The sequence below is a fragment of the Methanobrevibacter sp. genome (assembly GCF_017539065.1).
Lineage (GTDB): Archaea > Methanobacteriota > Methanobacteria > Methanobacteriales > Methanobacteriaceae > Methanocatella.
Genome location: NZ_JAFYHP010000014.1, coordinates 1 through 20,562, shown reverse-complemented (window position 1 = coordinate 20,562; position 20,562 = coordinate 1). Strand labels below are relative to the sequence as shown.

Below are 20,562 nucleotides of genomic sequence, written 5' to 3'. Positions count from 1 at the left end.
CGTTAGTTTTATATAACATTATGAGATAATATTAACTAACAAGTGTTAGTTATGATATTATGAATAATAAGGAAAAAATTTTCAACGTTTCAATAGATTTGTTCTCACAATATGGATTTGATGGTGTTTCAGTTCGTCAGATTGCCAGTGAAGTGGGTATAAAGGAAAGCTCAATTTATAATCATTATTCAAGTAAACAAGCAATCATGAACTCTATTTTGGATTATTATGTTGAGGAAATGACAAATGATGAAATACCATTGGATCAAGCAAGCATAAACCTGGATAAGGGATTTGACTTTTTCTATAAAGCTGGTTGCGATGCATTTTTATCAAAGCTTAAGGAAGACAAGATGATGAAGATAACAAGATTGTTTTTCATAGAATCCTATCACAACGAGGAGGTAAAAAGTTTCCTGAAAAAATCAATCATCGAGGGGCCGATTGAGGGATGGATGGTCTTATTCAACCTGATGAAATCAAAAAAATTGATTAAAGATGATTGCGATGTGCGCCAGCTTTCAGAATCATTTTTTTACTATGGAATGTTTTTGCTGTATGAACATTTCTTCATAAACTATCCTGAAGATGATGATAAGTTCTTGGAGGATTTTTTAACAAAGACAGAAAAGCATGCAAGGACAATTTTCGATTCAGTTAAAATAGAGGGAATTAAATGAAAATAAGGCTGGAAAATGAAAATGATTACCTAGAAGTCGAAAATCTTGTTAGAGATTCCTTCTGGAATGTATACCGGCCTGGTGCATATGAACATTTCATAGTGCATAACTTAAGGGAGGATGAAAGCTTCATAAGCAATCTTGCATATGTCATCGAGGATGATGATAAAATCATAGGCCATATCAATTATTCTGAAGGCGAAATCGGTTATGAAAATGGCATCGAAGCGGCAGCCATATTGGGTCCAATTGCAATTGATAAAAATTGTCAAAATAGGGGATTAGGCTCAAAATTAATAGATTGCACATTAAAAATCGCTCAAAATGACGGCATTCCCTATGTTTTCGTAGTGGGGGATGAAAATTATTATTCAAGATTCGGTTTTGAGAGCGCTTCAAAATATAATCTTTACTTGGATGGAACTGATTTGGCTGAAGAAAATCCATTTTTCATGATAAAAATATTCGATGAGGGTAAAGTTAAAAAAGATTTAGGAATATTCCGAATTCCTGAAGTGTTCAATGTAGATGAAAAAGAAGTGGATGAATTTGACAGGCAGTTTGAATATAAGGAAAAGTTAATCAAAGAAGGACAGTTAGGTGTTTAAATGAAATATGTTATTATCAATGGATCTCCAAGAGTGGGAAATACATGTGAAGTTATAAAACAGGTTAAAACTAATTTGAAAGGGGAATTTGAGGAAATTCATTTAGCAAAAGAGGATATTGGACTATGTAAAGGATGCTACAATTGCATCATGATTGGCGAGGATAAATGCCCTCACCATAAAAAAATCAAACCAATAATTGATAAGATAAGGGACTGCGACGGAATAATTATAGGCTCACCTGTTTATGCGATGAATGTAACGGCCATTTTGAAAAACTTCATGGACCATACCGCTTATTTATATCACAGGCCCGAGTTTTTCACCAAAAAAGCACTGATAGTAGTTACAACAGCAGGTGCGGGCCATAAAAAGGTAGCCAATTACATTGATGAAACTTTAAGGCATTGGGGTGTAAATAAAGTCTTTAAACTTCCAATGGCATGTGGTGGAAAAGATGAACTGGAGACAAAGGGCATTGATAAAGTCGCTCAAAAGTTTTCCAAAGATGTTGAATCAAAGAAATTGCATTCTCCCAAATTTGGAGATGTCATGTTTTTCAATGTATGGAAGGCAATGGCCGTATCAAAGGATCCTATTGTAGCGGATAGGGATTATTGGTTTAAGACAGGTTTGGTGAATCATGATTTTTCGCCGGACGTGAAGTTAAATTTTGTGAAAAAATCATTTGCAAAATTGATGTTTTTTATTCTCAAAAGAGTCATAAAGTAAGTGCACTTCCATGAATTGATTATTCTAGAAAAATTTAAGATGTAATAATACATATAACTCTTATACAACGGAATAATTCATCATGAATGAATGTTGAAAAAGGCAAGCGGGGGTATTATGGTCGAGAAAATTGCATTGGCTCCATGCAACGGAATGAGTCCAAATGGATTAGTGTCTCGTGTTGCAGTAGGCGATTGTAAAAAAGAACATGAAAATGTAATATCTATTTGTATGGGTTCAACTTCAGCGGATATCGAAGGCAAGAACGACCAAATGCTTAAAAAGTATCCATTAATTGCAGTTAATGGTTGTTCTAACGGATGCGTAAATAAAATATTGGAAAATAAGGGAATTGATGTGGCTGATACAATTAGTGTTGTTGATGTTTTAAGCGACCTTGAAGTATCTGCAAAGGATCCGTTCAGATTGGATAGTGAAGCTGAAGAATGTGTGAAAATATTGAAAGAAGAATTAATTAAAACAATCGAAAAATTGTTTTAATATGTTGGCGAAATATTATTTTTATTATTTTTCTTTTCTCTGCTATTTTTTTTAAATTTAACATTATCTTTATAAATTAATTTAAACATATATTATTATATTATTAATCTATAAATTATGGTGTTTGAATGAGTGAGGATATTAAAAAAACCATTAGTGAATTACATATTTATGAAAAGAAACTTTTAAAAGAACTGGAAGCTAATCCTGGTGCTACTCCTATAAGGATTGCTTCAAATACAGGCATGGATATCAAATCTGTAATGAGTGCAGCCGGATCACTTGCGTCCAAAGACATTATTGAAATGCGCAAAGATGTTGAAAAGATTTACTCTTTAACAGAAGACGGACTTAAATATGCCAATAACGGACTTCCAGAGCGTAAAATTTTAGATGTTTTATCCAAAAAAAGTCAAATTCCTATGAAAGATTTAGCTAATGAGGCAGGAATCGATAAAAAAGAAACAGGAATTGCTCTTGGTTGGCTACGTCAAAAAAACTGGGCGCAAATTGATAAAGGCGTAATCAACATTACTGATGAAGGTAAGGAATTCGCAGATAAGGCTGGCGTTGATGAAAAAGTTTTAGATTATCTTAAAGCAAATGCTGATGGAGTCAAACTCTTTTCCGATGACTTAAAAGATGGTTTTAAAAAGTTAACCGGTAGGAAAAACATCTTAAATATTAAAAAAGAAACCTCACATTCATTTAAAATCCTGCCTAAAGGAGAAGCTATTCTTGAAGTTGGTTTTGAAATCAAAGAACAAGCTACTCAATTAACTCATGAACATTTAAAAGATGGAGAATGGAAAAGCTTAGAATATCGTCCATATGATATCAAAGCTGAAGCTCCCGTAATTTTCGCAGGTAAAAAACACCCATTAAGAATAATCATTGATGAAATCAGGGAAATCTTTTTAAACATGGGTTTTTCAGAAGACAATGGAGAATTTGTCGAATCTGCATTCTGGAACTTTGACTCACTCTTCCAGCCACAGGACCATGCAGCCCGTGAAATGCAGGATACATTTTACCTTAAAAACCCTTTAACTTGTGATTTGCCTGATGATGCACTCGTAAAAATCACTGCCGAAACCCATGAAACCGGTGCGGATACAGGTTCAATCGGCTGGCAATATGACTGGAGTGAAGACATTGCACGCCAAAGTGTTTTAAGAACCCACACCACAGGAATCTCTACAAAACACTTGTTCAATCATGAACCTCCAATTAAAATGTTTTCAGTTGGAAGGGTATTCAGAAGAGAGACTTTTGATTATAAACACTTGCCTGAATTCCATCAAGTGGAAGGCTTAGTTTGTGATGAAGGAATAAGCTATCAAAATCTTTTAGGTACTTTAAAAGAATTTTACAAAAAATTAGGATTTGAAGTAAGGTTCAGACCGGCATACTTCCCTTACACATATTTATCTACTGAAACCGAAATATATTTGGAAGAAAAAGAAAGTTGGATTGAACTTGGAGGGGCAGGAATGTTCAGGCCTGAAGTTTTAAAACCATTAGGCATTAACCAGCCTGCATTGGCTTTCGGTTTGGGTATCGAAAGGCTTGCCATGATAAGATATGATGTGGAAGACATCCGTATGCTTTATAAAAGTGACATTAAATGGCTTCGTGAATTGCCTACAGTTAATGGAGTCGAATTGTAATGTCAATAAAGCTAGTTTCATGGAATGTTAACGGAATCAGAGCAGTCTCCAAAAAAGAAGAATTTTGGGACTGGTTTGACAATACTGATGCGGATATTATAAATTTTCAGGAAGTTAGAGCAACACAAGATAAGATTCCAAAGAAATTAGCTAATGTTGAGGGTTTCCATCAATGCTTCAATGAAGCTGAAAGAAAAGGATATAGCGGGGTTGGAACCTACTCTAAAATAGAACCGTTAAGTGTTACAAAAGGCCTTGGAGTTGAAGAGCTGGATGCTGAAGGCAGAGTCTTAAGAGTGGAATATCCCGACTTTATATTATACAATATCTACTTCCCGAACAGCGGAATGGAAGCTAAAAGATTGGATTTTAAAGTTGCTTTTTGCGATGCATTATTGGAACAGCTGGTAGAGCTTAAAAATGAAGGCAAGAACCTGGTTATCACAGGAGATTACAACATTGCCCACAACCCTATTGATGTTTACAATCCTAAAAACTGTGAAGGGAAATCCGGGTATTTGCCTGAAGAAAGAGCATGGTTGGACAGGCTTGAAGAAGCAGGTTTTGTTGATACTTTTAGAATGTTTGATGAAGGTGAAAATAACTTTACTTGGTGGAGTTACAGAACCCGTGCACGTCAGAGAAATGCTGGTTGGAGATTAGACTATTTTTATGTAAATGAAGAAATAAAAGACAATGTAAAATCAGCAAAAATTTTATCAGACATTTACGGATCTGATCATTGTCCAGTAACTTTAGAATTAAAGTTTTAAAATTTGGTGATTATAAAATAGTATTTACATCACCAATATTGTCAATGATAGTGATATCTAATTTTTCTTGTTTAATGTATTCCCTATCTTCTTCGGTAATGTCTGCATTAACGAGAATTGCGCTCATTCCCGCATTCACTGCACCTAATGCATCTTCTTTAAACTTATTACCGATCATAACCGATTTTTCAGGATTTCCTTTCATTTTTCTAAGCGCCACATCATAAATTAGTTTATTTGGTTTATTTTTACCAACCGCTTCGGATGTGATTACTTCATCGAAAAATGAATGAATATTGAGTCTAACTAGTTTTTCCCATTGTTTGATGGTCAATCCATTGGATATAACTGCAAGACGATATCCTTGACTTTTAAGATAAATTAATGTGTCAATTGTTTCTGGATATGGTCTTAAAAGCGCCATTTTAACATTGTGGTAAGTAATCATACCAAGAGCAACTAACATAGGGTCTTCATGGCCTAGAACTACTTGAGTTAATACGTTGAAGTGTTTTCCATAATTAGAACCTTTTTCACGAATTATAGTTTTTAAAACACCATATGCCTCATCTTTATCAAGGGGCAAACCATTATCTACCATTAATCCTATAGCTGCTTTTCTTGCAGTTTCTGCAAAATCAGAGGTATCAAGTAATGTACCATCTACATCAAAAAATACAACACGGTCATCATCATTCTTAATCATATGATTTTTATTATAATTTTAAAAATATTTAAATTTTTAGAAAAATGCATCTAAACTTTGTTGGACTTCGCCGGCAGCTAAATCTTGCAAGTCTTTTTTACTATATCCGAAGGAATACATAATTCTTTCAACAGCGGGAATTAACTGATTGTTGATGTAATAGTCCTTATCGTAGTCATAACCTTCGCAGTATTCATAAGGAACAGCTCTTTGGCTAATTGAGCCTTTTCCTTTAACAATGATATATTGAATGATAGTTCCACGTGAAACCTTAACTCCATGTTCCTCAATTCGCTGAGCAGCAACAACATGGGGTCCAACTTGTTTATATTGGTTTAATGGTTTGGTAATTTGGGTGTGAATAATTAGTTCTTTTTTATCAACTTCGCCTTTTTTGATTCGTTTTAGAACTTTTTTAACTTCTTCAATGGCTTTATCAGAATCACCTTCTTTTAAAATAGCCATTAAAACGGATTCCTGTGTATTTTTTACAATTGGCGCCCAATCCCTCCTAACTAACTCTAAACCTTTTGCTATAATTTCTCCATCTTCAATTACGGCATATCTCTTCTTACTTACAAAAAATCCTCTTCTGTAGAATCCTTCGTATTCTAATTCCATACTTTCGGGAAGTGTTGAATTAAGATATTTTAGGAATTTTTGAGCTTGTTGTTTAATTTCAGCTTCAAGGGCTATTTGTTCGGAGCTTTCTTCAACCAATTTTTACACCTACCTTATTATTTATTTGATGATGTTAATATTTTTTTGGAAGTCAATTTTATTAAATCAATTCAATTTCATTGCTTTAAAATGATAAAATTTAGTTTAAAATTTATAATATTACTTTTCAAATGCTCTTGGACTTTGGATATATGTTTTATAGGGTATAATGTAGTATGGAGTTGATATCATGGAAAAACAAAGATTGATTTCAAGTTATGATGAGTTAAACGATACATTCGTTGGAAAGATTGAAGGCAGAAATGGATATGATGCTAATTATAGCATTTCTGAAGGTGTTTTTTTAAACATTGATAAAAACAATATTCCTACTTCAGTTGTTGTAAATAATGCTTCTGAAGTTTTAAATGTTTCAAAACAATGTTTGGAAAGTGCAGATATTAAAATCAGTATTGATTGCAATGAGAATTGTTTGTCATTTAACATGTATGTTGAAAATTCTGAAATATGTTCCCTAAAATGCAGGAATGGATTCGGAATTCCAAATTTGAATTATCTGATAGACTGTAACATATAAGTTACATCTTCTTTTTTTTTAAAATTTGGATTATTTTATATATGACTTCTTTTAAATGTATAATAGAATAAAATAATTGTGAAGTGATATCTTGAAAGATTCAGAAATTGATGTTAATTCTGTTGATGAAATTGTTATTGTAGTGCCTGAAGAAGCCATTAAAGATGGTGAGCTGGAACTTGATTTAGAGGAATTAGGAATTGACATTGAATCATTAGGTGAAGAGGTCAATATCGTTATTCAGGTGGAAGGAGCTGAAGAATTGTGCGATGATGGCTTGGATGATGAAGATTATTTAGATGAACCGAATGAATGGCAATTTGATGATGATCCATATAATGTGGTCTACTACGAATTTCCCGATGAGGATGATGAGGAATAATTAAAATGGCTAAAGAAATTCCGTATTATACTCTTGATGAAGATGGAAACTCACAGTCAATTTCTTCTAATGGTGAAGCATATATTGATGATGGAGATTTAAAAGAACTATTGCTTGAATTATTGGGAGAAAATGTTTCTGATGAAGATATTCAAGAAATTCTTGAAGCTGCATCAGATGAAAATTTGAGTGAAGAGGAATTTGACAAATTAATTGATGAATTTATTTTAAAAAATAAAAATTAAAATTCTTATTTTTAGCCTTAAAAATATAACATTTATATATAATGATAAAGTAATATCTAAATATCATTATTCTTTAAGGCTCTTTTTTGCTCTCAAAAATTAAGTTATTAATAATCTTGCAAATAACTTAATTGAAAAGGGACTTATTGACAGCGATTATTATATTACAGATTATATTTATTAGGTGAAATAATGGCAATTTCTCAAGGAAAATCAACTAGAAGTCCATCTGGTGCAAGGAATGTTGCACACCGTGGAAAAAGAAAATCAGAATTAGGAAGAGACCCAGCTGAAACTAGGTTAGATGAAAAAAAATTAAGAAAAATTAGAACTCGTGGTGGAAACGAAAAACTCAGATTAGCTACTGGTAATAAAATCAATGTTACCGATGCAAACGGTAAAACTCAAGTAGTGGACATATTAGGAGTAATTGAAAACACCGCAAACCCTAACTATGTAAGAAGGAACATCATTACCAAAGGGGCTATTGTAGAAACTCCTGAAGGTAATGCTAAAGTAACATCTAGACCTGGTCAAGATGGTGTTATTAACGGAATTTTAATTTAAAGATTTTTATCTTTAAATTCTCTTTTTTTTATACAACTTTTTTTCATAATTTTAATATACTTGTTTTTACAAAAATTATTTTGTTAGTTATTATTAGAATTAGGAGATAAAATGTCAGAAGATAAAATTAATATGAATCATGGAGCTGGCGGAGAAGTCATGGCTAATCTTATTGCTAGTACAGTTTTAGACAATATTACTAAAAAAAGCGTAAATGGCGGAATTAGCTTAGATGATTTGGATGACGGCGCATCAATCCCTTTAGGAGATTATGAAATTATCTTTACAACCGATGGCCATACAATAGATCCGTTATTTTTCCCAGGCGGAGATATCGGTAGGATTTCAGCTGCCGGAACAATAAATGATGTTTCTGTAATGGGCGCTCAACCATTAGCTATTTCAAATGCAATTATTATGCAAGAAGGATTTCCAATTGAAGATTTAGATAGGATTATGAAATCTTTAAATGAGGCTTGCGAAGAAGTTGGAGTTGCAGTAATTACAGGCGATACCAAAGTAATGCCTCAAGATAAGCTTGAAGGTATTGTTATGGTCACAACAGGTATAGGAATAGCTAAAAAAGGCGAAGTGGTTCGTGATTCTGGTCTTGAAGTAGGTGATAAAATTATTGTCACCGGTAGTTTAGGAGACCATGGAATGAGTCTTATGTCATTTAGGGAAGGATTTGGTTTTGAAACAGATTTAAAATCAGATGTTGCTCCTATGTGGAATATAATTAAAAAAGCTTTAGATGTTGGAGGAGTTACAGCAATGAAAGACCCTACTCGTGGAGGTTTTGCAAATGCAATTAATGAAATGGCTTCCAAAGCGGGTGTTGGTGTTGTACTTGAACAGGATGCAATTCCAATAAGAGAGGAAGTTCATGCTGTATCTGAAATGTTAGGCATTGATCCATTTGAAGTAGCTAATGAAGGAAAAGTAGTGATGGGTGTTAAAGCCGATAAAGCTGATGCAGTCCTTGAAGCTATTAAAAGCGAAAAATATGGTGAAAATGCAGCAATAATTGGTGAAGTTGTTGAAGGAGATTATGTTATTGTTAACACTCCAATTGGTGGTGAAAGAATCCTTGAAGCCCCAATAGCGGATCCAGTTCCTAGAGTATGTTAAGGTGATAATATGGCTACAGTATTTACAAGAAGAGTAATTGCATATGTTGTTGATTTTTTTGTAGTCTCAGCAATTATGTGGATTTTATCTTACTTTATATTTGCAGTAATGACCCCAAGCACAGTTCATATTGTTTATCAATATTTACCTTATTTGGTGCCTATTTTAATAATGATTTATTTTGTGTTATGTGAAAAATATTTTGGGGCCACTGTTGGCAAATCTGTAATGTATATTCAAGTTAAATCACAAAATGGTTCGGATTTATCTTGGCCACAAGCAGTCGTACGTAATTTAACTAAAATCTATTGGGTTCCTATTATTTTTGATTGGTTAATTGGCAGATTTTTAAATACTGATAGGATATTAGGCAATATTACACGTACTGTCGTTATTAATGATAATAGATAGATATGATAAAAAAAGTGCAGGTTCTTTGGTATTTGAACAAAGAAGATTTAGAAAATTATTGCATTGACTTTAAGGAGTATAAATCACATAAATTAGACGGATATGAGATTGTTGATGTTGATGAAGATTTGATTTATGATTTGTGTGACCGAGATCCTGATAGATTAGAGCCTTTAGGTTATTTTAAAAATAAGAAAGAACTAGAAAACTATTTATCAGATACGATAACTAATAATGAATTTGACTTGGAATTAGATTCTCCTGAACTTAAAAGTAAAATCCAAAAAGCTATTGATTCTATTGATTTTAGTGGTGAAGATTATTACATCTCCATTGGTGAAGGAATTGGAAATGACAATACACAAATAGCTAGCTGGTATGATTCACTTAGGAGGGAATATGATAGTTCATCTAAAGAAAATGTGTGGGTTTTAGCAGTAACAGGCTATGACCCTTATGATTTATCTTTAACCGGCAGGACATTATCCTATGTTCTTGCAGATATTTTGAATGTAACTGAATCGTCGCTAGATAATTTAATTCCAAATAAAGGCCACATAACTATTGATGAATGGAATGAAATCTTAGATAAAGTGTATAAGAAAAACAAAATTTATTTAGGTTTGAATAGAGTTGTTTAATCATATTTCTCCTTTTTTAAACTCACTTGGAGTAAAGTAAGATATTTTTGCCAGATTATTGTCTATTAACTCTTTGTTAATGTCACTATCCTTTGTATATATAATGGCCAATGTCCGTCCATACTTATCTGTTGGATTTTTATCGTCAATATCTAGATAAACAGTTTTTCCAAGACATCTGTCACTAACAAAGTTCTTTGCTTGGCTAAATTCTGGTTCCGTATCGGGGGTGTCAACTTGTATTAATTGCACTCGTCCAACACCATAAACCTGGATGGTATTGCCGTCAATAACTTCAAGACATTTTCCTACTTTTTCATAGCGTATGGTCTTATTGTCAAGGGTTAAGGTCCCTGTTTGATTTTCTTGAGTGTTGGAATCATCTAGAAAAACATTAACTAATGTTAGCATTGTTGTTATTAGAAACAGTATTAATAAAATTATTGAGATAGTTTTTTTATTCATTTTAATCATTTGGCATGTTCGCAATTGTTTTTAAATCTGCATGACCTACATTTTTTAGGATTTTTGGTGGCTATGAAGGGTTTTGTTCCATCAAATAAACCATGAATTCTATTAATTGTGAATTTAATTGATTTTTCAACTTCAGGGGTGAATACTTCAATCCAAAACAGATTTTCAGTTCCTCTTTCTCTTAAAGCAGCTTTGATTTTCCTTTCATCACCGGTCATGTCTTTATATGCAAGGCAATATGCTCTTACTTGGTTCATTGTTGATTCATAAGGTGTTCTGCCGGGTTTATCATCAATTATCACGATTTCATCCGGTTTCATCCAGATTTCATCAATATATCCTCTAATGCCATATTCTGGAGCCACTACAAAACATTCCCTTGACATTGATGCGTTTTCCTTAGAAGCTTCCACGGCATCTTCAAATGTGGAGGGGGTTGAATCTTGTTTAAAAGTATCTTCAAGTTGTTTGTGCATTCGAGTTCCTTGAGTCATTGCCTCTGTAGGTTGTGTTTCTATACCTTTCATGTACTCGAGATATAGCTGGTATTCACAATATCCCTGTTGGTTCAGCCAGCTAATGGGGAAATTGTTTTTGCCTTCAATTATCTGAAGGCCTTTTATTGAAGGATGGTCTTTTGTGTCATACTCCTTTTCAAATCCCGTAATGTTTTTTTGTTCCATGTTTGTTTTTTTTGTTCGTGGTAGTATAATTAATTAACTTTGAAAGCTAAACTAATTTTATGCATTATGTAAATTCTAAAAGTATACTGTCACCAAAAAATGGGATGAATCTTTATAGGGGATGTAGTCATGGGTGCATATACTGTGATTCTAGAAGCGAAATATATAACATGAATCATAAATTTGAGGATATTGAAGTTAAGCAGAATGCACTGGAACTGCTCAAAAAAGAATTAATCAAGCGCCCTAAGGCAATGATTGGAACGGGGGCAATGACCGATCCCTACATTCCTCTTGAAAAAAGGCTGCAGTATGTTAGAAAATCACTAGAGTTGATCTATCGATATGGATTTGGTTTTACTTGCATTACAAAATCGGATTTGATCTTAAGGGATCTGGATCTGCTTAAGAAAATCAATGAAAAAACAAAGGTTGTTGTTCAAATGACCATAACAACAGCAAATGACGATTTGTGCAGCATATTAGAACCAAACGTTTGCCCAACTTCAAGACGGGTGGAAGTTTTAAAGATTTTAAATGATGAAGGAATTCCAACTGTTGTGTGGTTATGTCCAATATTGCCTTACATTAACGATACCGAGGAAAATATTAATGCAATTATAGATTATTGTGTTGAAAGCAATGTTTATGGAGTATTATGCTTTGAAATGGGTCTTACTTTAAGAGAAGGTAATCGCGAGTATTTTTATCAGAAATTAGATGAAAATTTTCCAGGCTTAAAAGAGAAATACATTAAAAAATTTGGAAAAAATTATGTTTTGCCAAGTCCAAATAACAATAAATTAATGAATATTTTTAAAAAAAGAACATCTGAACATGGTATTTTAAGTGATAATGAGAAAATATTCGAATATTTATCTGGATTTCCTCAAACAACTGTTCAATCTAAATTAATCTAAATAATTATATAACTTGTTTTTTAAATATTAAAGTAATGAATTTTGATGATTTAAACATTTCACAGGATATTAAAAAAGCTATTGCCAATATGGATTTTACCAGATTAACTCCAATTCAAGAAAAAGCAATTCCTAAGGCTTTGGAGGGTTTTGATGTAATTGGTCAGGCACAAACCGGTTCGGGCAAAACAATTGCATTTGCAATTCCTGTCCTTGAAAAGATTTTTATTCCTGATAAATCTCCACAGGCCATTATTTTATGTCCAACAAGGGAGTTATGTATGCAGGTGGCATCTGAAATCTCAAAAGTGGGTGCAAATATCAAGAAACTCAAGGTTTTAGCGGTTTATGGAGGTCAACCAATAGGCAAACAAACAAGAGTTCTCAAAAAAGGCGTCCATATAGTTGTCGGAACTCCGGGACGTATAATTGACCATATCGAGAGGGGCAATCTTGATTTAATCGGTATTGAAAGTGTCATATTGGATGAAGCAGATGAAATGTTAGAAATGGGTTTTAGGGAAGATATTGAAAGAATTTTAACCAATGTACCAATTCAAAGGCAAACTTTACTTTTCTCAGCAACCATTCCATCAGAAGTAAGAAAAATAGCTGAAAAATATCAAAAGAATCCAAAATTTATCAAAATTGCAGATAAAAAGAAAAATATTCCTAAAATAGTTCAATACGCTTTTAAATGCGATATAAAATATAAATTGAATTCATTAATTAGATTGATAGAAGCTTATGATGTAAATTTGGCATTGATATTTTGCAATACTAAAAAAAGTGTTGATTTCGTTGCCAAACACTTAAAAAAGCAGGAATTTAAAGTTGATAGTCTTCATGGAGATATGGCTCAACAGACTAGGGATAAAGTAATGAATAAATTTAGAAATGGAAACATTAACATTTTAGTTGCAACCGATGTGGCTGCTAGAGGATTAGATATTGCAAATGTTGATGTAATAATTAATTATGATGTTCCGCAAAATACTGATGATTATATTCACAGGATTGGAAGAACTGCCAGAGCAGGAAATACCGGTTTTGCATTTACACTAGTTTCTAAAGATGAGATTTCCCGATTTAATAATATTAAAAAGGAAAATCCTGGTAACATAATTGAAAAAGATTTGCCCACGATTCAGAAAATAAATTTAATAAAAAATAGGAAAATATTGAAAGATGCTAAATCATTGATTAATGAGGGCAATCTAGATGAGTATATTAATATAATTAAAGATGAATCTGAATATGATGGTTTAGAATTATCTGCGGCGTTATTAAAAATGATGAGGGAAAATTGATTATTTTCCACCATCTATAATATTAAATTTAATTTTTTCTTTTTCAAGTTCACGAGTAAATGATTTGCTCATATCTCCAACACAAATTGCAAGAACATTTAATCCTTTACGAGCAGCATTGGCGGTTGCTTGAGGAGCAGCGTATTCAATATCTATTGTCAAACCAAGTTTTTTAACTACTGCACGTGAAACAGTACCTGCTACGGCTATTTTATCAATTTTATCTCCGCTATTTGTTCCTTTTTCGTAGACATTTTTAATTAAATTTATGTCGCAAACTTTAGTTCCGCCTTCTTTGATGGTAGGAACAATAATAACAGTAACTTCACCAACACTCATATCTATAATTCCAGTAAGATTGGTTAATGCCACATCCATGTCCGCTTCAGCATCATCTAAAACAACACCAGTTGCGCTTTCTTCTTTTTTATGGGCATATAATACTCCATCATCCATGTATAGTCCTACAATGTCGTCTTTTTGAAGGGGTTCTTTTGCAATAGCTGGCCATATTGTTTTGTAATGATTCATAGTTTCTAAAACGGAGTCACTATATTTCCTTAAAACTATTGCATCTTTTTTTACTTTATCAATGCCTGCTTGGGTTATTTTATAAGGTGATCTTCCATCTTTTGAAGTAATATAGCCTAATTCAATTAATGATTTAATATTTTCAGAAACTGCTTGAATAGTTATTCCTAATTTATCAGCCAAATCTTTTTGTTTAAGGTGAGGATCTTGTTTAGATATTTCACTCAATATTTGGAAATGTGTGAGTGCACCTCTTTTTTTAAATGTTTTCATTATAATCATTCCTCAATTAAAATTGATTAATTATTATTTTTATCTTTACTAGTATATATACTAATTTGTAAGTTTGCCTTGCAGTTCATTATTGAATCGTTCAATAAAATCAGATTTTTTATCAATAGGTATGTATGCACCACATGCCATTGAGTGCCCACCGCCAGTACCTCCAACATCACCAGCTATCTTGCGGATAATATTTCCAAAATGAATTCCATCATAGGAGAGCAGTCTAGAACATCTAAGTGAAACTTTTACGCCGTCAGTATCTGTTTGGGTAAATCCAATCACTGGTTTTTTCCAATTACAATATCCTAAAATCATTCCAGTAATAGTACCAACAATTTCAGGTTTTATGCCGGTTCCATCAAAATATTGCAAGTTTTCCAGTTCAATTATATTTGAGTGTTCACCATCAGCAACTTTTTCTATTGCTTGAGCTAAATTGCGCTTATGGTCGCGACTTACAACTTCAAGTTCATCTAGAGCTACAACTCTATCTCCTTTCAGAACTTCCATTGCAACTTTTTCTTCATGATTTCTTCCACAAGCATTCATAGCTGTTGAAAATTCGGATGCATCTCTTAAAAAGCTATGAGGATCTTCTTTTAGGAAGGTATATGAATCTCCAATAATTAATTGTGAGATATATTGAACATATTTGCCGGGAACTACTTTAGCAATCATTCCAGAAAGGCACTGGTATAACTTAGCTTTTTGTTCCATAGTAAGTTCATTCAATGTTTTCCTATTATTTTTTTCATCAATTCCAAGTTCTTCCAAAACTGCCATTGTTTCAGTTGTGTTATTGGTAATGGGGAGTTTAACATCATTAAAATAAGAAAGAGCGACAAATAATGGACGGGTATTTCTTCCATATATGTTAATGTCGTTTTTTATAACTTCAAGATATCCTCCATCAATCGCGTCTTGCTGGATAATTTCATTCAATCCTTCAAAATGACCAGTTTGGGTATTCTGCATATCTCCAATAGCAGATAAAACTCCAATCCAGCTTAAATCATCATATCCAAATTCTTTTGCAAGGAAGTAACACAGGCCACCTCCACAGACATAATATGATCCATCAATGCCATGATGAATAGGATTAATTTCTAAATAGGTATATTCTTTGTCATTTTTATAATCTAATTCTCTTAGCGGGGGGTGGTGGTCTAGAATTATAATCTTTTGACCTTTTTTTGCTTTTGTATCTATTAATTGACCGGACCCCAAATCTGAAAATATTGTAAGTTCATGGTCAAGTTCAATGTTGTCTAAGACATCTAAGTTAACAAATTCAATTTCATGGTCTTTATTTTGTCTGTCTAGTATGGTTGATAGTATTGCGCCTGAACAAATTCCATCACAATCAATATGGGAATATACTTTAATATCTTCAGAGGATTCAATGATTTTTTTAGCTTCTTTGTATTGTTCAGACATTAATTGTGGCATTTGCATATTAATCATTTTTTCATTTGTTTGATTTCTTTACTGATTTCACGTATGAGCTCTAATTTTGTTCCTTCCCATTCTACAAGGATTTTTCCAGATTTTTCATACCATTTTCCAGGATATGCAACATCCTTTTGAATCTCATATGTTAATCCAAGTCTTTTAACGGCTCTTTCAATATCTGAAAGTGTAGGATCACTCACAGCATCTATTTTAGCGATTTTACGTCCTTCTTTAAGAGTTAACTTATTATTTAAATATTGTGGCCATACAGTTATCATTTTTTCACCTATTTAATTCTTCAAATAATAATTCCATCATATCAGGAACTGTGTAAGTGTTAGGGTAAATGTTTGCAATGTCATATTTATCTAAAACTTTTGCAGTAATCGGACCAATGCAAACAGTTAATAAATTGTTAGATAATAATTCAGCTATTTTTTCTTTATCATCCACTATTTCAAAGAAATTTTCAACAGTCAGTGGACTGGTAAATGTGATAGCGTCAATTTCCTTATTTTCGATTTTTCCAATAAGATTCTGCACCGCTTTTTCATCCATTGGGAACAGTGATTTGTATGCTTCAGCTAATATTACTTTATTTCCAAGTTTTTCTAATTCTTCAGGCAATATTGGTCTTGCGGAGGCAGTTCTCGGAATTCCAATTGTTTTTCCGGTTATGCCTTGTCTTTTAAACTCTTCAATAAGACCTTCGGCTGTAAACTCTTCAGGCATTAAATCAACTGTCAAACCTTGTTTTTCAGCTAATTTGCCGGTTTTATTTCCAATAACTGCTAATTTGCAATTCAAGTCTTTCAAAAAGTCTGGATGAAATTTTTTCAGTGAAACGATTGTTGTCGGTGAAGTGAATATTAACCAGTCAAGTTCATCTTTTTTGGCTACCAAATCTTTAAGTGATTGAGAATTCACAGGTTCCAAATCAAGTGTCGGCGCTAAAAACGCTTCACCACCTAATTTCTCAACAATTTCACATGCTTTTTTAGCTCTGTCTTTTGGTCTTGTTATTGCAATGACAGGTTTTGACATTTATATTACCTTCTCAATTTATAATATTAATATTTTGTTTTTGTTTGTTTATATTTTTTTTTAATAATTAATATGTAAACAAGTATATAATATGAAAACTTACTTTTAAATAGCGATGAATTGATTGATATTTCAGTCGCTGATTTTTCCGCAAGGGGATTTACGAAAAACCCTTGGAAAGATGGCTATGAAACGGATATGATAATTTGGAATTCTGCAGTTGGATTATGCAAATAATGAATAGATTAAAGGTTAATTAAGAATCAATGGGAGTTAGTTATTATGTCAAAAAAAGTTATTGTTTTAAGTTCTTCCCCTAGAATCGGGGGAAATTCAGACACATTATGCGATGAGTTTGTAAGGGGTGCGCTTGATGCGGATAATGCAGTTGTAAAATACAACCTGGAGGATATCAGGTTCCATGCATGCAAGGCATGTTACAAATGCCAGACTCCTGAAATGAAATGCTTCCAGGAAGATGGCCTTGCTGAAGTCTTGGATAAAATGATGGAATCTGATGTAATCGTATATGCAACACCCGTTTACTATTATTCAATGTGTGGGACATTAAAAAGGTTCTTTGACAGGTGTTATCCGATATTCAGGCATCTGGAAAATAAGGAGTATTATATTATAACTGCAGCTGGTTCAAATAATGGTAATGTGTTAACTGGAATCAGGGACTTTATTAGCTTTTCCAAAAATCCTACAGAAAAAGGAGTATTTTCTGTTTTTGGTGATGCCAAATCCCAACCGGAATTGTTAAAAGAAGTTTATGAAGCAGGTTTTGATTGTTAAAAAAAAATTAGGAAAGAATTGAATCTTTCCTATCCTTTGAAAGGATTTGAACTGTTATATTCTTGACCATCAACTGTTAAGCTAAATTCACCATATTCAATGTTTCCAGTCAATTCCAGGGAAGAAACAGAACTGTCGCCAGTTAAAGTCCAGATAGATCCTTCACCAACATTAACGGTAGTGTTTCCAGTTGAATTAATTGCTCCATCAAATGCAGTGTTTTTCATATTCCAATCGAGGCTGCTGATTGAGTCGACAATAACATTGCCTTCAATGTCTTCGTTTTCAGTGTTTAATTCACAAACTCCTCCATTAGATCCTTCGTTTCCCCATTGATTTTGACCGGAGGATTCTAGGAATGTTCCACTACCAAATGAAACTCCAGTATTCTCTAAATTAATTATACAAGCGGTATTTGTGATATGAAACATTGGGGCGGTGTCATAAACTGATGACTCTTTAGCTATCTCAAGATTTGAATTTTTAGCGGTGAATGTGGAGGTCCCAACATCTGCATCCCCGCTCATGCTTTGGTAAATGAATATTCCTCCTAAATCAACATAATTGTCTCCATCTTGCCTGTTTCCTTGTGCATAACCTGTTAGATCACAATTAGTTAATTCAATTGAGTTTTTACCTTCGATACATGCAATTTGAGATACATAAGAGGTACCTTGGGTATTTTCACAGGTAATGTTTCCTGTTGAATAGATTAGCGGTGAACCTCTGCCGCTATCTTTACTCACGCCGGTGTTAATTTCAGAATTTTTAACATGGACCTGACCTTCTCCACGGTCGGTTGCAAGAGCGGCGCAGCTTTGACCATCAGTATTGATTATAACGTTTTCAGCATTAATTATACCATTGTAAGTTGCATCCAAACCTCTTGATTTGTCGCAATGAGTAGTTATTTTTACATTTTTGATTGTGGCTTCTGTTGTTCCTTCAACTGTTGTTTCTCCAGGTTGACTTCCTCCGTTCCCATCAGGAGCTCCACCACCATCTGGCGCTTCAGGAGGTTGTCCACCTTCACCTGAACCCTGTGCTTCAGGAGGTTGTCCTCCTTCTCCAGAACCTTGGGAAGACTGGCCGCCGTCTGTGGAGGAAGCTTCAGCATTTGTTACAAAAATTCCATTTGACCCCTTGGAATTAGTGTTAATTTCAACGTCTGAAATTTCTAATGACCCATTAGTATTTACTAAAATAGCGGAATTCACTCCATAAAAATCAGCATCATCCCCACTTGTTGATGTATCTCCAGTCTTATTAACGAATGAATCAGCAAGTTTCAATGCTCCATTATTTTTGATTAAAATGGCATTGACATCGGCATCATCTGTGTGGTAGTTACCATTACTTTCATCTAAACTTTCGGAGTCTACAACAAGACTCCCTCTATCTTCCAGGGCATTTGTATCAATATTAATGGAAGAACTGCTTGAATTATTTGAATTCGTAAGTACAAAAGCACATGAGCAAATTATGATTAGGATTGCAATAAGGGCAATCAGATATTTTTTATTCATAAAAATAATAACTTCCATATACTATTTAAATAATTAATAAAGTTTAGACCTATTTTGCCAAAATAAGATTGTGATGATGACATCTTAAAGAAGGTTTTAGGTGAAAAATTTACTTAAATCTCTACTTTTCTCATTTTTTTCCAAAGTGATGGTTAGAACATCTCCATTATCCTCATAAAGTCTTTCAAAACTTTTTTCATGAGGTTTGCCACTACTAATATCCTCTGTATAGTAAATTCCAATAATTAATCCTAATATTGAAAGGAAAAATATGAGCAATATTACAGTGTCTTTCGTATTCATAGTTAATAATTAATTTTCATCAGATATAAATTAGTAGAAAAGTATTTTAATAACTATATTCATATAACTAATGAAAAGCTTAATGAGGTGAAAATATGAAAGGCTTTATTTTAGTTATTTTAGCCATCATTGCGGCCGTTTTAGTTGTTGGTGGCGCAGTGGCATATGAAGTGATGAACGAAGCGGGTGTTGGAATCGATGATGCTGATTCTAATATCATTGGAAAATTATTAGATAAAGTACGTAATGTTGAATCTTCAGGAAGTTCAAACTCAAATTCAAATTCAGGAGGGTCTGTTGTGGATACTGTAAACGATATTGTTAAAGAGGAAGTAAAATTCAATGCTCAAAATGGTGAAGGATATTATCGTGAAGTAACCTATAAAGATGGTGGATTTAGACAGTATGACACCGAAACCGGTGAGTTGATAGGTTCATCATACGATTCAGATCAAGATAAACTTCCTAGTTTGGAATGATTAAAGTGATTTTAAAAGATTTGTTGAATCATTTTGAGATAAATGAAAATTTACCGGATTATCTTCTAAATCAACGTTTCAATGAAGTATTTCTTGATGGAGACTTTAGTTTTGAGGATAATGAGTATAAGATAGTAGTTAAAACACGCCAAAACGTCATTCATATGATGTTCATAAAGCCCAATGAGGAATTTCCACTGATTATCCTGTCTGAACTTCCTAACGGTTTGCTGAACGGTATGAAATTTGGACAAAATGAAGGTGAAGAATTTCCGATTAACAAATTATAACTACTATTTTTTTTTAATTTTTAGACTCTTTCAAAAACTTTGTTGATTTTCAAAATCCTTTTTGCGATTGTCATTCCAAATTAGATCTCTGCGATATATTCGTTTTAAAACGCCTCGTTTGGTCTTGAATGTTCGTTTTCTTGATTTTGGCATTGTTTTTTG

The 20,562-nt window shown here is 33.1% G+C and carries 28 protein-coding genes; 18 read left to right on the top strand and 10 right to left on the bottom strand.

The window, feature by feature from the left end; genetic code table 11:
* The first annotated feature begins 59 nt into the window (after positions 1 to 59).
* The 6 genes from IKS50_RS03255 to IKS50_RS03230 all read left to right on the top strand — a co-directional run bounded on the left by IKS50_RS03255 (position 60) and on the right by IKS50_RS03230 (position 4,964).
* On the top strand, positions 60 to 680 hold the full coding sequence (locus IKS50_RS03255; protein ID WP_292845278.1) for a TetR/AcrR family transcriptional regulator: 621 nt from the start codon (positions 60 to 62) through the stop codon (positions 678 to 680).
* The gene (locus IKS50_RS03250; protein ID WP_292845275.1) at positions 677 to 1,288 is read left to right on the top strand and encodes a GNAT family N-acetyltransferase; all 612 of its coding nucleotides are present in this window, start codon (positions 677 to 679) and stop codon (positions 1,286 to 1,288) included. The genes IKS50_RS03255 and IKS50_RS03250 overlap by 4 nt, the downstream gene beginning before the upstream one ends.
* The gene (locus IKS50_RS03245; protein ID WP_292845272.1) at positions 1,289 to 2,020 is read left to right on the top strand and encodes a flavodoxin family protein; all 732 of its coding nucleotides are present in this window, start codon (positions 1,289 to 1,291) and stop codon (positions 2,018 to 2,020) included.
* A 117-nt stretch (positions 2,021 to 2,137) separates the two neighbouring features.
* Complete coding sequence (locus tag IKS50_RS03240) at positions 2,138 to 2,521, top strand: putative zinc-binding protein (protein ID WP_292845270.1); 384 nt, start codon at positions 2,138 to 2,140, stop codon at positions 2,519 to 2,521.
* Between the two features lie 128 nt (positions 2,522 to 2,649).
* The gene (locus IKS50_RS03235) at positions 2,650 to 4,191 is read left to right on the top strand and encodes a phenylalanine--tRNA ligase subunit alpha (RefSeq protein ID WP_292845268.1); all 1,542 of its coding nucleotides are present in this window, start codon (positions 2,650 to 2,652) and stop codon (positions 4,189 to 4,191) included.
* Entirely contained in the window at positions 4,191 to 4,964 is a 774-nt protein-coding gene (locus IKS50_RS03230) for an exodeoxyribonuclease III (RefSeq protein ID WP_292845266.1), read from the top strand. Before IKS50_RS03235 ends, IKS50_RS03230 begins: the two co-directional genes overlap by 1 nt.
* A gap of 10 nt (positions 4,965 to 4,974) precedes the next feature.
* Here the strand turns inward: IKS50_RS03230 and IKS50_RS03225 are convergent, their stop codons facing one another.
* Both IKS50_RS03225 and IKS50_RS03220 read right to left on the bottom strand, forming a co-directional pair.
* On the bottom strand, positions 4,975 to 5,670 hold the full coding sequence (locus IKS50_RS03225) for a TIGR02253 family HAD-type hydrolase (RefSeq protein WP_292845263.1): 696 nt from the start codon (positions 5,668 to 5,670) through the stop codon (positions 4,975 to 4,977).
* Between the two features lie 36 nt (positions 5,671 to 5,706).
* Positions 5,707 to 6,390: a DNA polymerase domain-containing protein gene (locus IKS50_RS03220; protein WP_292845260.1), complete on the bottom strand. Its 684-nt coding sequence runs from the start codon at positions 6,388 to 6,390 to the stop codon at positions 5,707 to 5,709.
* A 190-nt stretch (positions 6,391 to 6,580) separates the two neighbouring features.
* Here IKS50_RS03220 and IKS50_RS03215 point away from each other — a divergent pair, with 190 nt between their 5' ends.
* The 7 genes from IKS50_RS03215 (at position 6,581) to IKS50_RS03185 (ending at position 10,305) form a co-directional block, all read left to right on the top strand.
* Positions 6,581 to 6,928, top strand: coding sequence for a hypothetical protein (locus IKS50_RS03215; protein WP_292845257.1), 348 nt, complete (start codon positions 6,581 to 6,583; stop codon positions 6,926 to 6,928).
* A gap of 91 nt (positions 6,929 to 7,019) precedes the next feature.
* Positions 7,020 to 7,310, top strand: a complete 291-nt coding sequence (locus tag IKS50_RS03210) for a hypothetical protein (protein ID WP_292845254.1) — start codon at positions 7,020 to 7,022, stop codon at positions 7,308 to 7,310.
* A gap of 5 nt (positions 7,311 to 7,315) precedes the next feature.
* Positions 7,316 to 7,555: a hypothetical protein gene (locus tag IKS50_RS03205; RefSeq protein ID WP_292845251.1), complete on the top strand. Its 240-nt coding sequence runs from the start codon at positions 7,316 to 7,318 to the stop codon at positions 7,553 to 7,555.
* Between the two features lie 192 nt (positions 7,556 to 7,747).
* The gene (locus IKS50_RS03200; protein ID WP_292845248.1) at positions 7,748 to 8,122 is read left to right on the top strand and encodes a 30S ribosomal protein S8e; all 375 of its coding nucleotides are present in this window, start codon (positions 7,748 to 7,750) and stop codon (positions 8,120 to 8,122) included.
* A gap of 111 nt (positions 8,123 to 8,233) precedes the next feature.
* The gene (hypE, locus tag IKS50_RS03195) at positions 8,234 to 9,253 is read left to right on the top strand and encodes a hydrogenase expression/formation protein HypE (protein WP_292845245.1); all 1,020 of its coding nucleotides are present in this window, start codon (positions 8,234 to 8,236) and stop codon (positions 9,251 to 9,253) included.
* A gap of 9 nt (positions 9,254 to 9,262) precedes the next feature.
* Positions 9,263 to 9,664, top strand: a complete 402-nt coding sequence (locus IKS50_RS03190) for an RDD family protein (RefSeq protein WP_292845242.1) — start codon at positions 9,263 to 9,265, stop codon at positions 9,662 to 9,664.
* Positions 9,665 to 9,666: 2 nt separating this feature from the next.
* Positions 9,667 to 10,305, top strand: a complete 639-nt coding sequence (locus tag IKS50_RS03185; protein WP_292845239.1) for a hypothetical protein — start codon at positions 9,667 to 9,669, stop codon at positions 10,303 to 10,305.
* Here IKS50_RS03185 and IKS50_RS03180 read toward each other — a convergent pair whose 3' ends face one another.
* Together IKS50_RS03180 and cas4 are read right to left on the bottom strand one after the other, a co-directional pair.
* Positions 10,306 to 10,770, bottom strand: coding sequence for a thermonuclease family protein (locus IKS50_RS03180; protein WP_292845237.1), 465 nt, complete (start codon positions 10,768 to 10,770; stop codon positions 10,306 to 10,308).
* Positions 10,771 to 10,775: 5 nt separating this feature from the next.
* Complete coding sequence (gene cas4, locus IKS50_RS03175) at positions 10,776 to 11,462, bottom strand: CRISPR-associated protein Cas4 (protein ID WP_292845235.1); 687 nt, start codon at positions 11,460 to 11,462, stop codon at positions 10,776 to 10,778.
* 59 nt (positions 11,463 to 11,521) lie between these two features.
* Here cas4 and IKS50_RS03170 point away from each other — a divergent pair, with 59 nt between their 5' ends.
* Together IKS50_RS03170 and IKS50_RS03165 are read left to right on the top strand one after the other, a co-directional pair.
* Positions 11,522 to 12,382, top strand: coding sequence for a radical SAM protein (locus tag IKS50_RS03170; protein ID WP_292845233.1), 861 nt, complete (start codon positions 11,522 to 11,524; stop codon positions 12,380 to 12,382).
* Positions 12,383 to 12,417: 35 nt separating this feature from the next.
* Positions 12,418 to 13,692: a DEAD/DEAH box helicase gene (locus tag IKS50_RS03165; RefSeq protein WP_292845231.1), complete on the top strand. Its 1,275-nt coding sequence runs from the start codon at positions 12,418 to 12,420 to the stop codon at positions 13,690 to 13,692.
* On the opposite strand, the gene IKS50_RS03160 is transcribed toward IKS50_RS03165, so the two are convergent.
* The 4 genes from IKS50_RS03160 to IKS50_RS03145 are packed head-to-tail and all read right to left on the bottom strand — an operon-like array spanning position 13,693 to position 17,004.
* Positions 13,693 to 14,496 (bottom strand): winged helix-turn-helix transcriptional regulator, encoded by an 804-nt coding sequence (locus IKS50_RS03160; RefSeq protein WP_292845229.1) that lies wholly within the window; start codon positions 14,494 to 14,496, stop codon positions 13,693 to 13,695.
* Positions 14,497 to 14,556: 60 nt separating this feature from the next.
* A complete protein-coding gene (recJ, locus tag IKS50_RS03155; RefSeq protein ID WP_292845227.1) occupies positions 14,557 to 15,963 on the bottom strand; it encodes a single-stranded-DNA-specific exonuclease RecJ in 1,407 nt (468 codons plus the stop codon).
* A gap of 5 nt (positions 15,964 to 15,968) precedes the next feature.
* Positions 15,969 to 16,238 carry a signal recognition particle subunit SRP19/SEC65 family protein gene (locus IKS50_RS03150; protein ID WP_292845225.1) on the bottom strand — a complete coding sequence of 90 codons (270 nt, stop codon included), beginning with the start codon at positions 16,236 to 16,238 and terminating at the stop codon, positions 15,969 to 15,971.
* A 4-nt stretch (positions 16,239 to 16,242) separates the two neighbouring features.
* Entirely contained in the window at positions 16,243 to 17,004 is a 762-nt protein-coding gene (locus IKS50_RS03145; RefSeq protein WP_292845222.1) for a uroporphyrinogen-III synthase, read from the bottom strand.
* 282 nt (positions 17,005 to 17,286) lie between these two features.
* On the opposite strand from IKS50_RS03145, the gene IKS50_RS03140 reads away from it, so the two are divergent.
* Positions 17,287 to 17,802 (top strand): flavodoxin family protein, encoded by a 516-nt coding sequence (locus tag IKS50_RS03140; protein WP_292845212.1) that lies wholly within the window; start codon positions 17,287 to 17,289, stop codon positions 17,800 to 17,802.
* 29 nt (positions 17,803 to 17,831) lie between these two features.
* On the opposite strand, the gene IKS50_RS03135 is transcribed toward IKS50_RS03140, so the two are convergent.
* Together IKS50_RS03135 and IKS50_RS03130 are read right to left on the bottom strand one after the other, a co-directional pair.
* Positions 17,832 to 19,328: a hypothetical protein gene (locus tag IKS50_RS03135; protein WP_292845209.1), complete on the bottom strand. Its 1,497-nt coding sequence runs from the start codon at positions 19,326 to 19,328 to the stop codon at positions 17,832 to 17,834.
* 96 nt (positions 19,329 to 19,424) lie between these two features.
* Positions 19,425 to 19,631: a hypothetical protein gene (locus tag IKS50_RS03130; protein WP_292845206.1), complete on the bottom strand. Its 207-nt coding sequence runs from the start codon at positions 19,629 to 19,631 to the stop codon at positions 19,425 to 19,427.
* Between the two features lie 95 nt (positions 19,632 to 19,726).
* Between IKS50_RS03130 and IKS50_RS03125 the strand changes: the two genes are divergently transcribed.
* Positions 19,727 to 20,110: a flagellar protein, FliL gene (locus IKS50_RS03125; RefSeq protein ID WP_292845203.1), complete on the top strand. Its 384-nt coding sequence runs from the start codon at positions 19,727 to 19,729 to the stop codon at positions 20,108 to 20,110.
* Positions 20,107 to 20,400, top strand: coding sequence for a hypothetical protein (locus IKS50_RS03120; RefSeq protein ID WP_292845200.1), 294 nt, complete (start codon positions 20,107 to 20,109; stop codon positions 20,398 to 20,400). Before IKS50_RS03125 ends, IKS50_RS03120 begins: the two co-directional genes overlap by 4 nt.
* The last annotated feature ends 162 nt before the right edge of the window (positions 20,401 to 20,562 follow it).